Source organism: Aeromicrobium endophyticum, assembly GCF_003586285.1.
GTDB lineage: Bacteria > Actinomycetota > Actinomycetes > Propionibacteriales > Nocardioidaceae > Aeromicrobium > Aeromicrobium endophyticum.
This window is the reverse complement of the sequence record NZ_QUBR01000002.1, coordinates 1,438,210-1,454,464: the sequence shown is the minus strand read 5'-3', so window position 1 is coordinate 1,454,464 and position 16,255 is coordinate 1,438,210. Positions and strand designations below refer to the sequence as shown.

Sequence of the window (16,255 nt, the reverse complement as noted above, 5' to 3'; positions counted from 1 at the left end):
CGCCCTGCGGTCCCAGGACCTTTGGCAGTTTCGGGCCGCCATGGCCCCATCGCCTACCATGGCAACCATGTCCTCCCAGGTCACTCTCGGCATGCCCTCCGTCGGCGGCAGCGTGCTGCTCGCCGACCCGCGCGGCTACTGCGCAGGCGTCGACCGGGCCGTCATCACGGTCGAGAAGGCGCTGGACCTCTACGGGGCGCCGGTCTACGTGCGCAAGCAGATCGTGCACAACAAGCACGTCGTCAACAACCTGGCGGCCCGTGGCGCCGTGTTCGTCGAAGAGCTGGACGAGGTCCCCGAGGGGGCCACCGTCGTGTTCTCGGCCCACGGCGTCTCGCCGATGGTGCATGCCGAGGCCGCCGAGCGCAGCCTCAAGACCATCGACGCCACCTGCCCGCTGGTCACGAAGGTCCATCACGAGGCCAAGCGCTTCGCGAGCGAGGGCAAGCACATCCTGCTGATCGGGCACATCGGCCACGAAGAGGTCGAGGGCACCGCCGGAGAGGCGCCCGACGACATCACGATCGTGCAGACGCCCGACGACGTCGACGACCTCGAGTTCCCCGAGGGCGCGCGGCTGTCGTGGCTGTCGCAGACCACGCTGAGCGTCGACGAGACGATGGAGACCGTCAGGCGCCTGCGCGAGAAGTTTCCCCAGCTCGAGGACCCGCCGAGTGACGACATCTGCTACGCCACCCAGAACCGTCAGGTCGCGGTCAAGGAGATCGCCAAGGACGCCGACCTGGTGATCGTCGTGGGCTCGGCCAACTCGTCCAACTCCGTGCGTCTGGTCGAGGTCGCCCTCGAGGCCGGCGCCAAGGCGTCCTACCGCATCGACGACATCTCCGAGATCGACGAGGCGTGGCTCGTCGGCGTCGAGAAGGTCGGCGTCACGTCGGGCGCCTCGGTGCCCGACGACCTCGTGCAGGACGTGCTGGGGTACCTCAGCGAGCACGGCCACCCCGATGCCGACGCCGTCCGCACGGCCGACGAGAGCCTGATCTTCGCGCTGCCCCCCGAGCTGCGCAAGGACATGAAGGCCGCCGGCGTCCCGTACAAGTAGGCCCTCGCCGATCGAGCAACGGACCGATCGGACGAGCAACGCGCAACGAGCCCCGAGACCTGGTTGGTCTCGGGGCTCGCTCGTGCGTGGCGCGACACGTCAGCCGGCGAGGCGCATTTCGTCGGTCGTCGCGTCCTCGAGGGCGTAGGCCAAGATGTCGGCGACGTCGGCGACCGGACGCACGTCCAGCTCGGCCAGCACCTCGCCCGGCACGTCGGCGAGGTCGACCTCGTTGCGGGCGGGGATGAAGACGGTCTTCAGCCCGGCACGCTGCGCTGCCATGAGCTTCTGCTTGACGCCGCCGATCGGCAGCACCCGGCCGTTGAGGGTCACCTCACCGGTCATGCCCACGTCGGCCCGTACGTTGCGGCCGAGCGCCAGCGACGTGAGTGCCGTGACCATCGTGACGCCCGCGGAGGGGCCGTCCTTGGGCACGGCGCCCGCCGGCACGTGCAGGTGGATCGACCGCTCGAGCGTCGCCGGGTCGATGCCGATCTCGGCGGCGTGCGAGCGGACGTACGTCAGCGCGATGTGTGCCGACTCCTTCATGACGTCGCCGAGCTGCCCCGTGATCGCCAGGTTGCGCTCGCCGTCGTAGGCGCTGGCCTCGATGAACAGCACGTCGCCGCCGAGGCCCGTCACCGCGAGACCCGTCGAGACGCCCGGCACCGCCGTGCGCTCCTCGACCTCGGGGATGAACCGGGGACGTCCGACGAAGTCGACGAGGGTGGACTCGTCCACCACGACGGGCCGGGCGACCTCGGGATCGGCGAGCCTGGTGGTGACCTTGCGGAACACCTTGGCCAGCAGGCGCTCCATCTGCCGCACGCCCGCCTCACGGGTGTACGACGCGGCGATCTGGCGCAGGGCCTCGTCGGTGACCGTGACCTCGTCGGCGGTCAGCGCAGCGCGCTCGAGCTGGCGGGGTGCCAGGTACTTCTTCGCGATCTGCACCTTGTCGTCCTCGGTGTAGCCGTCGAGCTGGACGAGCTCCATGCGGTCGAGCAGGGCCTCGGGGATCTGCTCGACGACGTTGGCCGTCGCGAGGAACAGCACGTCGGACAGGTCGAGGTCGAGATCGAGGTAGTGGTCGCGGAAGGTGTGGTTCTGCGCCGGGTCGAGCACCTCGAGCAGGGCGGCCGCGGGGTCGCCGCGGTAGTCGGCGCCGACCTTGTCGATCTCGTCGAGCAGCACGACCGGGTTCATCGAGCCGGCCTCGCCGATCGCGCGCACCAGGCGTCCGGGCAGCGCGCCGACGTACGTGCGACGGTGGCCGCGGATCTCGGCCTCGTCGCGCACGCCGCCCAGGGCGACGCGGACGAAATTGCGCCCGAGCGCGCGGGCGACGCTCTCGCCGAGCGACGTCTTGCCGACGCCGGGAGGGCCGACCAGGGCCATGACGGCGCCCGATCCACGACCGCCGACGACCTCCATGCCGCGCTCGCTGCGCCGGGCCCGGACGGCCAGGTACTCCACGATGCGGTCCTTGACGTCGTCGAGGCCGTGGTGGTCGGCGTCGAGCACGGCACGGGCGGCCGCGATGTCGGCGCTGTCGTCGGTCGTCACGCCCCACGGCAGCTCGAGCACCGTGTCGAGCCACGTGCGGATGTAGCCCGCCTCGGGGTTCTGGTCGCTGCCGCGCTCGAGCTTGCCGACCTCGCGCAGCGCGGCCTTGCGGACGTCGTCGGGCAGATCGGCCTCCTCGACGCGCTCGCGGTAGTCCTTGGTGTCCTCGGGCTCGTCGTCGCCGAGCTCCTTGCGGATCGCGGCGAGCTGCTGGCGCAGCACGAACTCGCGCTGGTTCTTGTCGATGCTCTCCTGCACCGACTCCGAGATCTTCTCGTTGACGTCGGCCTCGGCGAGGTAGTCGCGGGCCCAGCCGATCAGCAGGGTCAGGCGCTCGCCGACGTCCTCGGTCTCGAGCAGCTGACGCTTCTGCTCGTTCTCGAGGTACGAGGCGTAGCCGGCGGTGTCGGCGAGCTGGCCGGGGTCGGTCAGCCGCTGCACCGAGTCGATGACCTGCCAGGCGTTGCGCTTCTGCAGGATCGTGACGAGCAGGCCCTTGTAGTCGCGTCCGAGGTCGAGGACGTCCTCGGTGGGCTCGACGTCCTGGACGAGCTCGGCCTCGACCCAGAGCGCAGCACCGGGACCCGTGACGCCGCCCTGGATGTGAGCGCGCTGCTCGGCGCGCAGCACGGCCCCGGGCCCGCCGCCGGGGAGCCGGCCGACCTGCTGGATCGTCGCGATGACGCCGTGCGTGGCGTAGCGGTCCTCGAGGCGCGGGGCCACGAGGAGGCGGTCGTCGTTGCTGGTGCGTGCGGCGTCGACGGCGGCGCGTGCGGCGTCGTCGAGCTCGATCGGGACGACCATGCCCGGCAGGACGACGACGTCCTCGAGGGCCAGGACGGGGAACTGCTGCAGTGTGCTCACGATGCTTCCTCCAAGTTGAGTCTGATGGGCTCAACCCGGTGGACGAGGGCCTTGTTCCGCCGGTTGCGTGCTGTTCGCTGAGGGCGGACGAGCGGACGTCAGGCGGTCAGTCGGGCGCGCGCCTGCCGCGGCGTGACGGGGGCGCACCCGTGCGCGACGGCCTCGGCGACGATGCGGGGCTCGTCCTGCATCAGTCGCCAGCCGCGGCGCACCAGCACCCACGGCGACTTGCGTCCCTCGCGCAGGTCGCGGAACAGCCGCAGCCCGAACGTCACGACGCGGTGGCGACGCAGGCAGATGGCCACGTCGAGCAGCCCGGCCTCCCGACAGGCGTCGACGATGACGGGCGCGAACAGGCCCTCGGCGATGAACCGCCCCGACGGGACGTCCAGCACGTGCGACCCCGTGCGCCGGCTCGTCGCGATGTCGTACACGGGCACCTCGGCGGTGCCGGACGCGCACAGCTCGGCGATGGCACCGACCGCGGCCACGGCGTCCCACGAGCCGGGGTGGTCCCAGTCGACGATGCCGAGGCTCGACCGCGGCATGTCGGGGGCGTCGGCGTCGCGATAGAAGTCGTCGAGACGCAGCACCGGCCAGCCGAGGCGCGCGGCGAGGTGGGACTTGCCCGAGCCCGACGGCCCGGCGACGATCACGACTCCCGAGGATGCGGCCACCGGACGAGGATAGTCGTGGCAGAACTTCACCGACTCGTCACATGGTGTCCTCGCGAACGGCATTGACTTCGTCCGGATCACGAGATGTGCTGTGCTCACGACTTCCTGAGAGCTCTCTCAGGTGGCACACCATCGGGGGTGAGCCGTGAGCGGTGCCTCCGACATTCTCGGAGGTAACCTGCGTGAGCTCACCGTCCCGCCGCCTTCTGGCCGTCGCCACCGCGACGCTGCTGGGGGCACCCCTGCTGACCGTCACCCCGGCCGTCGCCGCCGACGACGTCACCGTCAACCTGGTCGGCATCAACGACTTCCACGGTCGCATCGACGAGAACACGGTGCAGTGGGCAGGCACGATCAAGCAGCTCGAGGGCGAGGCGCCGGGCAACTCGTTGCTGGTCTCGGCCGGCGACAACATCGGTGCGTCCCTGTTCACCTCGGCCGTCGACGACGACAACCCCACGATCGACGTGCTCAACTCGGTCGGGCTCGACGCCACCGCGACCGGCAACCACGAGTTCGACAAGGGCTACGACGACCTGGTCGGCCGCGTCATCCCGAGGGCGGACTTCCCGATCCTCGGCGCCAACGTCAAGAAGTCCGACGGGTCAGCCGCGCTCGACGCCTCGGCGACCTTCGACATCGACGGGGTCAAGATCGCTGTGATCGGCGCGGTCACGCAGGAGACGCCGGCGCTGGTCAGCCCCGCCGGTATCGAGGGCCTCACGTTCGGCGACCCCGTCGCGGGCATCAACGCCGAGGCCACCCGCCTCAAGGGCCTGCCCGAGGCCCAACGCCCCGACGTCATGGTCGCCTCGTTCCACGAGGGAGCCCCCGACGGTGCCCTCACCCTGCCGCAGGCCATCGAGGGAAGCATGGTGTTCCGTCACCTCGTCGAGGACACCTCGGCCGACGTCGACGCCATCTTCATGGGCCACACGCACCAGAAGTACGCCTACTCGGCTCCGGTGCCGGGTGCCTCGGGCAAGACCCGGCCGATCATCCAGACCGGCAACTACGGAGAGAACGTCGGCCAGATCAAGCTGAAGGTCAACCCCGACACGGGCGACGTCACGAGCTTCACGCTCAAGAACACCGCACGGCTGACGACGCCCGACGCCGACCTGATCAAGCTCTACCCCGAGCTGGCCGAGGTCAAGACGATCCGCGACGACGCCGTGACCGCCGCCGACAAGGTCGGCAGCGTGCCCAAGGGCACGATCACGGCCGACATCACCAGGGCCTTCGTCGACGGCACCACCGAGGACCGCGCGTCGGAGTCGACCGCCGGCGGACTGGTCGCCGATGCGCTGCTCGAGACGGTGGCGGGCCAGCCCGCCGGTGCCGACCTCGGCATCGTCAACCCCGGAGGCCTGCGTCCGCCGGACCTCACCTACAAGGGCGTGGCGGGCAGCCAGACCAACACCGACGGCGTCGTGACGTTCGCCGAGCTCAACTCGGTGCTCCCGTTCGCCAACAACCTCAACTCGGTGCGGCTGTCGGGTGCGTCGCTCAAGAAGGTGCTCGAGCAGCAGTGGCAGCGTGACGCGTCGGGCAACGTCCCGACACGTCCGTACCTCCAGCTCGGTGTGTCGAAGAACGTCCACGTCACGTACGACGCGACGCGGCCAGAGGGTCGTCGGGTCACCTCGGTGACGATCGACGGCAAGCCGCTGCAGGCCGACCAGCAGTACAAGGTCGCCACGTTCTCGTTCCTGGCCACCGGCGGCGACAACTTCCGCGCGTTCAAGGAGGGCGTCAACACCGACACCGGCCTGGTCGACCGTGACGGGTGGATCACCTACTTCGAGAAGAACAGCCCGATCTCGCCCGACTTCGCACGGCGCACCGTCGAGACCCGAGGCCTCGAGGACGCCTACGAGCAGGGCGAGCGCGTGTCCGCGACGTTCCCGAAGCTCGACCTCACCTCCCTCGGCAGCCCCAAGAACACCACCGTGACCGCGACCCTCACGTCCGGCGGCACGACCACCGCGCTGGGCTCGTTCCCGGTCTCGAACGGGTCGGCGACCGTCGGGTTCGACGTGCCGGCGGGAGCCACGGGCTCGGCGACGCTGTCGGTCACGGCAGCACCGACGGGCACCACGGCGTCGGTGCCCTTCGCGATCAAGATCCCGTCGACTGTCACCGGCACGGTGCCGGCCAAGGCTCGCACCGGCACCTCCTTCACGGTCGACGCCGTGGTCGACTCCGCGGCCGAGGCAGCTCCGTCGGGCACCGTCTCGGTCAAGGACGGCGACACCGTCGTCGGCACCGGCACGCTCTCCGGTGGCACGGCCACCGTCTCGGTCGACGCCAGCAAGCTCACGGTCGGAGAGCGGGCACTCACGCTGTCGTACTCCGGCGACGACGACACCGCGTCGTCCAGCAGCGCGGCCGGCACGATCGAGATCGTCAAGGGCAGCTCGGGCATCGCCGCGTCGCCGGCGTCCGGCACCTACGGCAAGGCCACCACGATCAGGCTGACGGCCGACTCCGAGGCGTCCGGCCTGGTCTACGTCACCCAGGACGGGCGGATGGTCGGTCTGGGCTTCTTGTACGCCGGTGCCGGTGGGGTCACGCTCGACGGCGTGGCGCTGGCACCCGGCTCGTACGGCCTCGAGGTGTACTACGGCGGCGACGAGAAGTTCGATCCGACGACCGTCACCACGTCGGCGACGATCGCCAAGGGCGCCACGTCGCTGCGCAAGGCCTCGGTCAGTCCCGCCAAGATCGTCCGCAACCGCACCAAGCCGTTCGTGACGGTGTCGGTCAGGGGTGACGGATTCACCGTCGACGGCGGCACGGTCACGCTGCGCCAGGGCGGCAAGAGCTACCGCGCGACCGTCAACGACGGCAAGGCCCGTGTGCGTCTCGGCCGGTTCACCAGCTCGGGCGCCAAGAAGAAGGTCACGGCGAGCTACTCCGGCAACAGCGTGGCCAACGGGTCCTCGAGCACCTTCACGGTCAAGGTCCTCAAGAAGTAGGGGCCGGCGATCCGGGGTGACGGCGATCAGCTGATCGCCCCGGGCCTGGCCGCGTCCCGCACGACCTCCAGCACGTCCACCGCACCGCTTCCACCATGAACTCGGGGACCACATGAAGAAGTCGATCGTCATCCGTTGGGCGGCCGCCGCGGCCGTGTCCGCTGCCTCGCTCGTGGCCCTGCCGTCAGGCCCGGCCTCGGCCGCCGCCGGTGGCGTCGTCATCAACGAGGTCTACCTCAACGGCGGCTCGTCGGGCGCCAGCTACACGAACAAGTTCGTCGAGCTGTACAACCCGTCGACCGATCCGGTCGACCTGTCGGGCTGGTCGGTGCAGTACAAGGCGGCCACGAGCACGACGATCACGGCGACCAACATCGCCGAGCTGGGCGACCGGACGATCCAGCCCGGCGGCACGCTGCTCGTCAAGGGCGCCAGCAACGGCGCCGGGGGCCAGCCGCTGCCGGCCTTCGACGTCGAGTCGACGATCAACCCGAGCGGCAGTGCCGGGGGAGTGGTCGCCCTCGCCAGGTCGACCTCCGCGCTCGACAGCGCGAGCCCGACGGCGATGCTCGCCGACACCGACCTGGTCGACCTGGTCGGCTACGGCACGGGCGACACCTTCGAGAAGACGGCCGAGCCCGCCGGCGGGTACGGCCTGACGGCATCGCTCGCGCGCGCAGCCGGTGGCATCGACACCGACGACAACGCCGCAGACTTCGCGCCGCTGTCGCCGCCCACGCCGCTGGCCTGCGGGGAGGCGTGTGCCCTCGACGACACCCCGGCCGACCCGGTGGTCAAGACCATCGCCGAGGTGCAGGGCACCGGCACCACCAGCCCGCTCGTCGGCACGAACGTGACGGTCGAGGGCGTCGTGACGGCCTCCTACGCGTCGGGCGGCTTCGACGGCGCCTACATCCAGACCGAGGGCACGGGCGACGTCGACATCGCCGGCCACACGGCGTCCGACGGGGTCTTCGTGTCGTCGGCGGCCTTCGCGAAGAACGTGACCACGGGCGACTTCGTCTCGGTCACCGGCATCGTGTCGGAGTCGTTCGGGCTGACGCAGATCGCGACGCCCACCGGCGGTTGGTCCGTCATCGACGGACAGCAGCACGACCCTGTCGAGCCGGCGACGGTCACGTTCCCCCTGACAACGGCCCAGCGCGAGTCGCTCGAGGGGATGCTGCTCGACGTGCGGGGCACGTACACCGTCACCAACAACTACACGACCGACCGCTTCGGCGACATCGGTCTGGTCGACGGGACGAAGCCGCTCGACTCGCCCACCAACGTGGTGTCGCCCGGAGCCGAGGCGGCCGCGCTCCAGGCCAGCAACCAGGCCCGGCTGATCACGCTCGACGACGGTGCCGACGTCGACCGCTTCACGGCCGACAAGGACGTCGACCTGCCGTGGCTGACCAAGGACAACCAGGTGCGTGTCGGCGACACGGCGACGGTGACCGAGCCCGTCGTGCTCGACTTCCGCCGCAGCCTGTGGCGCCTGCAGCCGACCGGTCGCATGGTGGCGGGTCAGGAGACCGCGACCTTCTCGGGCTCGAGGCCCGCCCGGCCGGTCGACGTCGGCGGAGGCGTGAAGATCGGCACCTTCAACGTCCTCAACTACTTCACCCTCACGGGCGAGGCCTACGACGCCCAGCCCGGCACGACGTGCGAGTTCTTCCGCGACCGCGCCGGCACCCCGATCGCCGTCGACGACTGCGGTCCCGGGCCGCGCGGGGCCGCCACGGACGCCAGCCTGGCCCGCCAGCAGGCCAAGATCGTCACGGCGATCAACCGGCTCGGGGCCGACGTCGTCTCGCTCGAGGAGGTCGAGAACTCCGCGACCCTGGGGCGTCCGCGCGACACGGCCCTCAGCGCGCTGGTCGAGGCGCTCAACGCTGAGGCCGGAGCAGGCACGTGGGCGTTCGTCCCGAGCCCGGCGCAGGTGCCGACGGGTGAGGACGTCATCCGCACGGCCTTCATCTACCAGCCGGCCGCGGTGCAGACCGTCGGTGCGCCGAAGATCCTGGTCGGCAGCTCGGCGTTCGACAACGCCCGCGAGCCCTTGGCCCAGGCGTTCAAGGTCGCCGGTGGCTCGGGTGCCTCGACGTTCGCGGTCATCGTCAACCACTTCAAGTCCAAGTCGCCCGGCTCGGGCCTCGACGCCGACCAGAAGGACGGGCAGAGCGGCTCCAACGCGTCGCGCAAGGCGCAGGCCACGGCCCTGGTCAGCTTCGCCGACACGTTCGCGCAGGACGCGGGCACCGACCGGCTCTTCCTGACCGGCGACTTCAACTCGTACGACAAGGAGGACCCGGTCGACATCATCGAGAAGGCCGGCTTCGTCAACATCACGGCGCAGAAGACCGACAAGGAGACGTACCAGTTCGAGGGGCAGGTCGGCTCGCTCGACCACGTGTTCGCCTCGCCGGCCGCGTACTCCGACGTCACCGGCGCGGATGTCTGGAACATCAACGCGTACGAGTCGCCGGGGCGCGAGTACAGCCGCTACAACTACAACTCGGTCGACCTGTTCGACGGCACGACGCCGTTCAGGGCCAGCGACCACGATCCCGAGATCATCGGCTTCGACGCCGAGCAGGGTGAGAGCACGTCCACCGCGATCGACACCCGCCGCTCGATCCGCGACGGCGAGGACCTGACCGTGAAGGTCTCGGTGACCGGCGACGGAACGACTCCGACGGGGCCGGTGACGGTGTCGGACGATGGACGGGTGCTCGCCTCGGGCGAGCTGACGGCTGGGGCCGCGACGCTCACGGTGCGGGGCCTCGGCATCGGGACCCACGAGCTGACCGTCGCCTATGCGGGCGATGCGACGCATGCCTCGTCGAGCGCATCGGCGACGACGACCGTGCTGAGGGCCGTCGCGGGTCTGACCGCCTCGGTCACGCCCGGCACCTACGGACGCGGCGCCCTGCTCACCGTGACGGGCGCGCCGGGGGCCGCGGGCGTGGTGTACGTCGAGGCAGGCGGACAGCTGGTCGGGATGGGTCTGATGTCGGCCGGCACGGCCACCATCTCGCTCTCGAGCACGCTCCCGGTCGGCACCACGCCCCTGACGGTGCACTACGCCGGCAGCCAGTCGTTCGACCCGACCTCGACGACGACGTCGGTGACGGTGGGCAAGGCTGCGACCGTGACCAGGAAGATCGCGATCAAGCCGTCGACGATCGTCCGCGGGCGCACCAAGCCGTTCGTGACGGTGTCGGTCAAGGGCAGCGGCTTCGTGGTCGACGGCGGCACCGTGACCGTCCGAGCCGGCGGCAGGACGTCGACCGGGACGGTCAGGGACGGCAAGGCTCGCGTACGTCTCGGCACTTTCTCGACGTCCGGTCCTCGCAAGAAGGTGACGGTGACGTACGCGGGCAACGCCGTCGCGGAGGGCTCGTCGACGTCGTTCACCGTGAAGGTGCGGCGGCGGTAGCGGTTCACGCCGCATCTGGCGGTGAGCCAGCGACGTATCCGGGCCGCTGACAGGTCGCCAGGTCACCGGCCCAGAAGGAGCGGGTCAGCCGGTCGTGGGCCTGCGGCGCAGCGCCGTCACCAGGGCGAGGGTGAACGCGGTCAGCACGAGCAGCACGGCGGTGCCGCCCAGTGCCACGCCGAGCACGACGTAGCGCGTCAGCCGAGGGTTGTCGGCCGTCCCGATCGCGAGCCTCGACTCAGCGGTGCACGAGAGCCGGTGCTTCGATCCGGAGCGCCCCTCGACGACGCCGACCCGCTTCCACGAGCCGCCGCCTGTCGTCACCGACAGCGAGGCCCGTCCCGACGAGAGCGATTCCCGCCCGGAGCCGACCTGCCGCGACGTGCAGTAGGTCGTCGCGGTCGACGGCCGCACCCACACCGCGAGCGGACGGTCGCCGACCGTGACGGACGCGCTGGTGGGGTCGGCGACGGGCGTGATGTCGTAGCCGGCGATCGCGCGCGAGACCACGAGCCCGAAGATCGCGCCGAGCGCCACCGCGACCACCACGAGCCCTCCGGCGAGGACGTAGCGCCGCTGGGACGTGCCCACCCTCAGAGGCCGAGGGTCTCGGCGAGATCGGCCTTGATGCCGGCGAGCTGCTCGTCGGCGGCGTGGCGTGCCACCTCGATCGAGTCGGTCACCTCGATGACGACCTCGATGTAGCACTTCAGCTTGGGCTCGGTGCCCGACGGCCGCGCGATGATGCGGGCCCCACCGTCGAGCCCGAGCCGGATGCCGTCGGTGGGGGGCAGCCCGTGGTAGCCGCTCGCGAGGTCGTCGACCGACGTCACGGCGAGTCCGGCGAGCTCGGTCGGCGGCGACGTGCGCAGGACGTCCATGGCCCGGGCGATGATCGACAGGTCGTCGACCCGCACCGACAGCTGACCGGTGCCGTGCAGGCCGTGCTCGCGGTAGATGTCGTCGAGCCGGTCGAGCAGCGAACGACCCTCGGCCTTGAGCTCGGCGGCCATCTCGAGCACCGTGACGATCGCCGAGACGCCGTCCTTGTCGCGCGCGATGTCGGGCGCGACGCTGTAGCCCAGTGCCTCCTCGTAGCCGAAGACCAGCGTCGGGATCTTGCCGAGCCACTTGAAGCCGGTCAGCGTCTGCTCCCACGGCTGTCCGAAGGCCGCAGCCTGGCGACCGAGCAGGTCGGACGACACGATCGACGATCCGTACGTGCCCTCGACACCGCGGCGCAGCAGGAAGTCGGCCAGCAGTACACCGACCTGGTCGCCCGTCAGCATGCGGTACGACTCGCCCTCGCGGACGCCGACGGCGCACCGGTCGGCGTCGGGGTCGTTGGCGACGATGACGTCGGCCGCGACCTCGGATGCCAGCTTGAGCGCGAGGTCCATCGCGCCGGGCTCCTCGGGGTTGGGGAAGGCGACGGTCGGGAAGTCTGGATCGGGGTCGCCCTGCTCGCGGACGACGTGCAGCGGCGGGAACCCGATGCGCGCCACCGCCTCGACGAGGGTGTCGCGACCCACGCCGTGCATCGGCGTGTAGACCGCCACGACGTCGCGGGGGCCGTCGCCGGGCAGGGCGACGACCGCGTCGACGTAGGCGCGCGCGACGTCGTCGCCCAGCACCTCGTAGGCGTCGCTGCGGGGCATCTGGTCGACCCGGCCGACGGCGTCGATCGCCGCCGAGATGTCGGCGTCGGCGGGCGGCACGATCTGGCTCGAGTCGTCGAGGTAGACCTTGTAGCCGTTGTCCTCCGGCGGGTTGTGCGAGGCCGTGACCATGACGCCGGCGCTGCACCCGAGGTGGCGGATCGCGAAGGCCAGCACGGGCGTCGGCAGGTGGGTCGGCAGAAGGAAGGCGTGCACGCCGGCGGCCTCCATGATCTCGGCCGTGTCACGGGCGAACACGTCGGAGTTGTGGCGGGCGTCGTAGCCGACCACGACGCTCGGCCTGCCGGTGTCGCCGCGCGTGCCGTGCTCGAGCAGGTAGGCGGCCAGCCCGGCCGCGGCCTGCGCGACGATCACGCGGTTCATGCGGTTGGGACCTGCGCCCAGCGCGCCGCGGAGCCCGGCGGTGCCGAACTGCAGACGCTGCGAGAAGCGGTCCTGCAGGGCGTCGGTGTCGCCCGCGTCGATGAGCGCCTGGAGCTCGTCGCGCGTGACCGGGTCGGGGTCCTGGCTCAGCCAGTCCTGCGCTCGGGTGAGGAGGTCGTCGGTCACGGTGGGTCCCTTCAGAAGGCGGATCGGACAAAGTCGGACGTCACGTGCGGACCGCCGACGAAGGCGTTCTCCACGTCGTCCTCGGGGCGGGTCTGGATCGACGTGGCGTAGCCCTCGGCGTCGTCCTGGGGGTCGAAGCCGATCGACCGGCCGGGCGTGAGGTCCCACCAGCCCCGGGTGTTGGCACTGATGCCGTTGACGACCGTGTACCCCGGAGCAGGATGGTTGATCGCGGCGTCGACCATCCGCACCGCGTCGTCGGGCGAGAGCCAGGTCGAGAGCTGTCGGACGGTCTCGGGGGCGTCGGCGAACGTGCCGATGCGCATCGCCACGGCACCGAGGTCGAAGCGGTCGACGTAGAGGCTCAGCAGAGCCTCGGCGGCGACCTTCGCGGTGCCGTAGAACGTGTCGGGCCGAGGCCGGACCGCCGTCGTGAGCTCGCTGCCGCTGGGCGTGCGCCCGACCGCGTGGTTGCTGCTGGCGTAGGCGATGCGCCCGACACCGTGCGCGAGCATCGCCTCGAGCAGACGGGCGGTGGTGTGCACGTGCGACTCGAGGGCCGCGGGCAGCGAGTCCTCGTCGGGATTGCCCGCGAGGTGCACCACCGCGTCGACACCCTGGACGGCGGCATCGGCGGTGCTCGGGTCGAGGCAGTCGCCGACGACCCAGTCGTGCTCGTAGCCCGCCGCGGGCTCGCTCACGAGGTCGAGGCCGCGCAGCTCGTGCCCGAGGCCGGGCAGCCCACGTCCGAGCGCGCGACCGATCGAGCCCGCGGCACCCGTGACGAGCACCTTCATCAGATGCGCGGCAGGATGTCGCCGAGGAGGCTGCCCATGCGGGTGGCCGCCGACCGTCCGGCCTCGAGCACCTCCTCGTGGTTGAGGGGCTCGCCGGTCATGCCGGCCGCGGCGTTGGTGACCAGCGAGATGCCGAGCACCTCCAGGCCCGCGGCGCGGGCGGCGATGGCCTCGAGCGTCGTGGACATGCCGACCAGGTCGCCGCCGATGGCGCGGACCATGCCGATCTCGGCGGGCGTCTCGTAGTGGGGCCCCGGAAGCTGCACGTAGACGCCCTCGTCGAGGCTGGGGTCGGCCTGCTTGCACAGTGCGCGGAGACGGCTGGAGTACAGGTCGGTGAGGTCGACGAAGTGCGCTCCCTCGAGCGGCGAGGTGGCGGTCATGTTGATGTGGTCGCTGATCAGCACCGGGGTGCCGGGCGACCAGGCCGGGTTGAGCCCGCCGCAGCCGTTGGTGAGCACGAGGGTCTTGACGCCGGCAGCGGCGGCGGTGCGCACGCCGTGCACGACGGCGGCCACGCCCTTGCCCTCGTAGAAGTGCGTGCGGCCGAGGAAGATCAGCAGGCGCTTGTCGCCGAGTCGCACCGAGCGGACGGTGCCGCCATGGCCTTGGACGGCGGGGGCGCTGAAGCCGGGCAGCTCGGCGAGGGGGACCTCGTGCTCGGCCGTGCCCAGCGCGTCGGCGGCAGGCAGCCATCCGGACCCCATCACGAGAGCGATGTCGTGATCGCCACCGCCGGTGCGTTCACGGAGGGCGTCGGCGGCCTGTCGGGCAAGTTCGGAGGAGGTCACCTGCCGTACATTACGACAATGCCGAAGATCATTGGTGGCTCGCTCGAGCAGCACCGCGAGCAGACCCGCCGCCGGGTCTTCGACGCCCTCACGTCGCTGCTGGCGGAGCGGTCGTTCGACGCCCTGTCGATGGCCGACCTGGCCGCGCAGGCCGGCATCGGTCGCACCGCGATCTACAACCACTTCGCCGACAAGGACGCCGTCGTCGTCGCGTTCGCGAGCGCCGAGACCGACCGCTACCTCGACCGGCTCGGCCAGGCGCTCGCGGGTGCCACGGGGCCGGCCGACGCGATGCGCATCTACATCCGCGAGCACGTCAGCTCGTCGGACGAGTTCCACTTCGGCTTCGGGCCCGAGCTGTACGCGATGCTGTCGCGCGAGTCGATCGCCGAGATCCGCGAGCACGTCGTGGCGGTCGAGTCGGTGCTCCGCACGATCATCGACGACGGGATCGCGGCGGGGGAGTTCGCGATCGACGACGTCGCCTCGACGATGGCCCTGGTGCACTCGTCGCTGGCCACGCGTCGCGCCACCCCCACCGCGGTCGAGCAGTACGTCCTGCGTGCCCTCGGCGCCTGACCCCGCCCGCCGCCCGCCAGCGCCGCCCACCCCCGCCCGCCCCGCGAGTGGCGCAGTTCCGCGATTCTGGGACGGCGTGTCGCGCAGGACTGCGCCACTCGCGACCCGGTTCGCGCCACTCGGGTGGCCGTCGGACGCACGACGGCCCGACCACGTCGTCGTGGTCGGGCCGCTGCGTGCGTTGGTGTTACTTGATGACGCGGAACGCTCCGGCGTCGACCGTGGCGGTGCGCGCGAAGGCCGCGTTGCCGAGGTACTTGACGGAGACCGTCCACTTGCCCCTGGCGAGCTTCGGGACCGTGAGGACGCGCGTGCCGGCCGACAGGTAGGCGGTCTTCGTCTTGGTCTTCTGGCCCTTCTGCTTGAACGTGACCTTGACCTGGCCGGTGACGGCGGCGCCGGTCGACGACGTCACGGTGACAGTGGTCGTGCCGGTCTTCCTGGTCGTCGGCTTCGTGGTGCTGACGCGCTTGATCGACGCGATCTTGACCGGCTTGGCGGCCGGCTTCGGGGCGATCTTGGCCTCGGCGGTCGCCGTGAACGGCGACGGCGCCTTGGTGTCGTTGGTGTTCGACGTCTGGTAGAAGAACGCGCCTGCTCCGGACGGCTTGAGCAGGGCGACGAAGGCCGGGTCCCAGCTCTTGCCCTCGGTCGGCCGACCGGCGGTGGTGCCGTATCCCGCTGCGTCCGACGCCGCGGTGTCGGTGAACGGCGTCTGCACGCCGGCCCATCGGGGCGTCTTGGTCAGTGAGCGCAGGGCGCCGCTGGTCGTCCAGTCGGCGCCGGCAGCGGCGGTGTCGAACGTCGTGAGGTTGACGCGGGTGGGGCCACCAGCGGTGGGGGTGGGCACGCTGAGCGTCCACGACACGTCGGCGGAGATGGTTCCCTTGCCGGCCGCGTCGACCGACACCGTCGGCTTGGCGATCGTGATGGCGTACTGGTCGTGGCCGCCCATCGTGATGGAGCCGGCGTAGGTCACCGAGGCGATGCCGGTCGTCGGGTCGACCGAGCCGACGCCGTTCGGGAACGTCACGGTGCGGTCCGTCTCGACGGCCCCTCCTGCGACGGAGTGGTCGGCGAGCTGGCCGCGGTCGCCCTCGACGGCGGCATAGCTCGAGATCTTCCAGGTCAGCGACGGTGTGGCGACGTCTGCGGCCTGAGCCGGGGCGGCCAGGGCGAGCCCCGACGTGACGACGGCCGCGGAGACGAGGCCGGCTGCGGCGCGCCGCGCGATGGTGATGGACATGTGGTGCCTTTCAGGAAG

Annotated in this window: 11 protein-coding genes; 4 read left to right on the top strand and 7 right to left on the bottom strand. The window is 71.0% G+C overall.

Translation table 11 applies throughout. The annotated features are described in order from the left end of the window. Positions 1 to 67: 67 nt before the first annotated feature. Positions 68 to 1,063 carry a 4-hydroxy-3-methylbut-2-enyl diphosphate reductase gene (locus DX116_RS17585; protein WP_119705475.1) on the top strand — a complete coding sequence of 332 codons (996 nt, stop codon included), beginning with the start codon at positions 68 to 70 and terminating at the stop codon, positions 1,061 to 1,063. 99 nt (positions 1,064 to 1,162) lie between these two features. Here DX116_RS17585 and lon read toward each other — a convergent pair whose 3' ends face one another. Further along, the gene (gene lon, locus DX116_RS17580) at positions 1,163 to 3,433 is read right to left on the bottom strand and encodes an endopeptidase La (protein ID WP_233556924.1); all 2,271 of its coding nucleotides are present in this window, start codon (positions 3,431 to 3,433) and stop codon (positions 1,163 to 1,165) included. A gap of 158 nt (positions 3,434 to 3,591) precedes the next feature. Beyond that, positions 3,592 to 4,170: a uridine kinase family protein gene (locus DX116_RS17575; RefSeq protein WP_119705719.1), complete on the bottom strand. Its 579-nt coding sequence runs from the start codon at positions 4,168 to 4,170 to the stop codon at positions 3,592 to 3,594. Between the two features lie 182 nt (positions 4,171 to 4,352). Between DX116_RS17575 and DX116_RS17570 the strand changes: the two genes are divergently transcribed. Beyond that, entirely contained in the window at positions 4,353 to 7,151 is a 2,799-nt protein-coding gene (locus DX116_RS17570; RefSeq protein ID WP_158592025.1) for a 5'-nucleotidase C-terminal domain-containing protein, read from the top strand. 112 nt (positions 7,152 to 7,263) lie between these two features. Next, positions 7,264 to 10,596, top strand: coding sequence for an ExeM/NucH family extracellular endonuclease (locus DX116_RS17565; RefSeq protein WP_119705472.1), 3,333 nt, complete (start codon positions 7,264 to 7,266; stop codon positions 10,594 to 10,596). An 84-nt stretch (positions 10,597 to 10,680) separates the two neighbouring features. Here the strand turns inward: DX116_RS17565 and DX116_RS17560 are convergent, their stop codons facing one another. The 4 genes from DX116_RS17560 to DX116_RS17545 are packed head-to-tail and all read right to left on the bottom strand — an operon-like array spanning position 10,681 to position 14,412. Next, on the bottom strand, positions 10,681 to 11,187 hold the full coding sequence (locus tag DX116_RS17560) for a hypothetical protein (protein WP_119705471.1): 507 nt from the start codon (positions 11,185 to 11,187) through the stop codon (positions 10,681 to 10,683). Positions 11,188 to 11,189: 2 nt separating this feature from the next. Next, entirely contained in the window at positions 11,190 to 12,824 is a 1,635-nt protein-coding gene (locus DX116_RS17555) for a phospho-sugar mutase (protein WP_119705470.1), read from the bottom strand. An 11-nt stretch (positions 12,825 to 12,835) separates the two neighbouring features. After that, on the bottom strand, positions 12,836 to 13,621 hold the full coding sequence (locus DX116_RS17550) for an NAD-dependent epimerase/dehydratase family protein (protein WP_119705469.1): 786 nt from the start codon (positions 13,619 to 13,621) through the stop codon (positions 12,836 to 12,838). After that, a complete protein-coding gene (locus DX116_RS17545; RefSeq protein ID WP_119705468.1) occupies positions 13,621 to 14,412 on the bottom strand; it encodes a purine-nucleoside phosphorylase in 792 nt (263 codons plus the stop codon). The genes DX116_RS17550 and DX116_RS17545 overlap by 1 nt, the downstream gene beginning before the upstream one ends. A gap of 18 nt (positions 14,413 to 14,430) precedes the next feature. Between DX116_RS17545 and DX116_RS17540 the strand changes: the two genes are divergently transcribed. Next, positions 14,431 to 14,991 (top strand): TetR/AcrR family transcriptional regulator, encoded by a 561-nt coding sequence (locus DX116_RS17540; RefSeq protein WP_119705467.1) that lies wholly within the window; start codon positions 14,431 to 14,433, stop codon positions 14,989 to 14,991. Between the two features lie 187 nt (positions 14,992 to 15,178). Here the strand turns inward: DX116_RS17540 and DX116_RS17535 are convergent, their stop codons facing one another. Further along, entirely contained in the window at positions 15,179 to 16,237 is a 1,059-nt protein-coding gene (locus tag DX116_RS17535) for an HtaA domain-containing protein (protein ID WP_119705466.1), read from the bottom strand. Positions 16,238 to 16,255 lie beyond the last annotated feature (18 nt).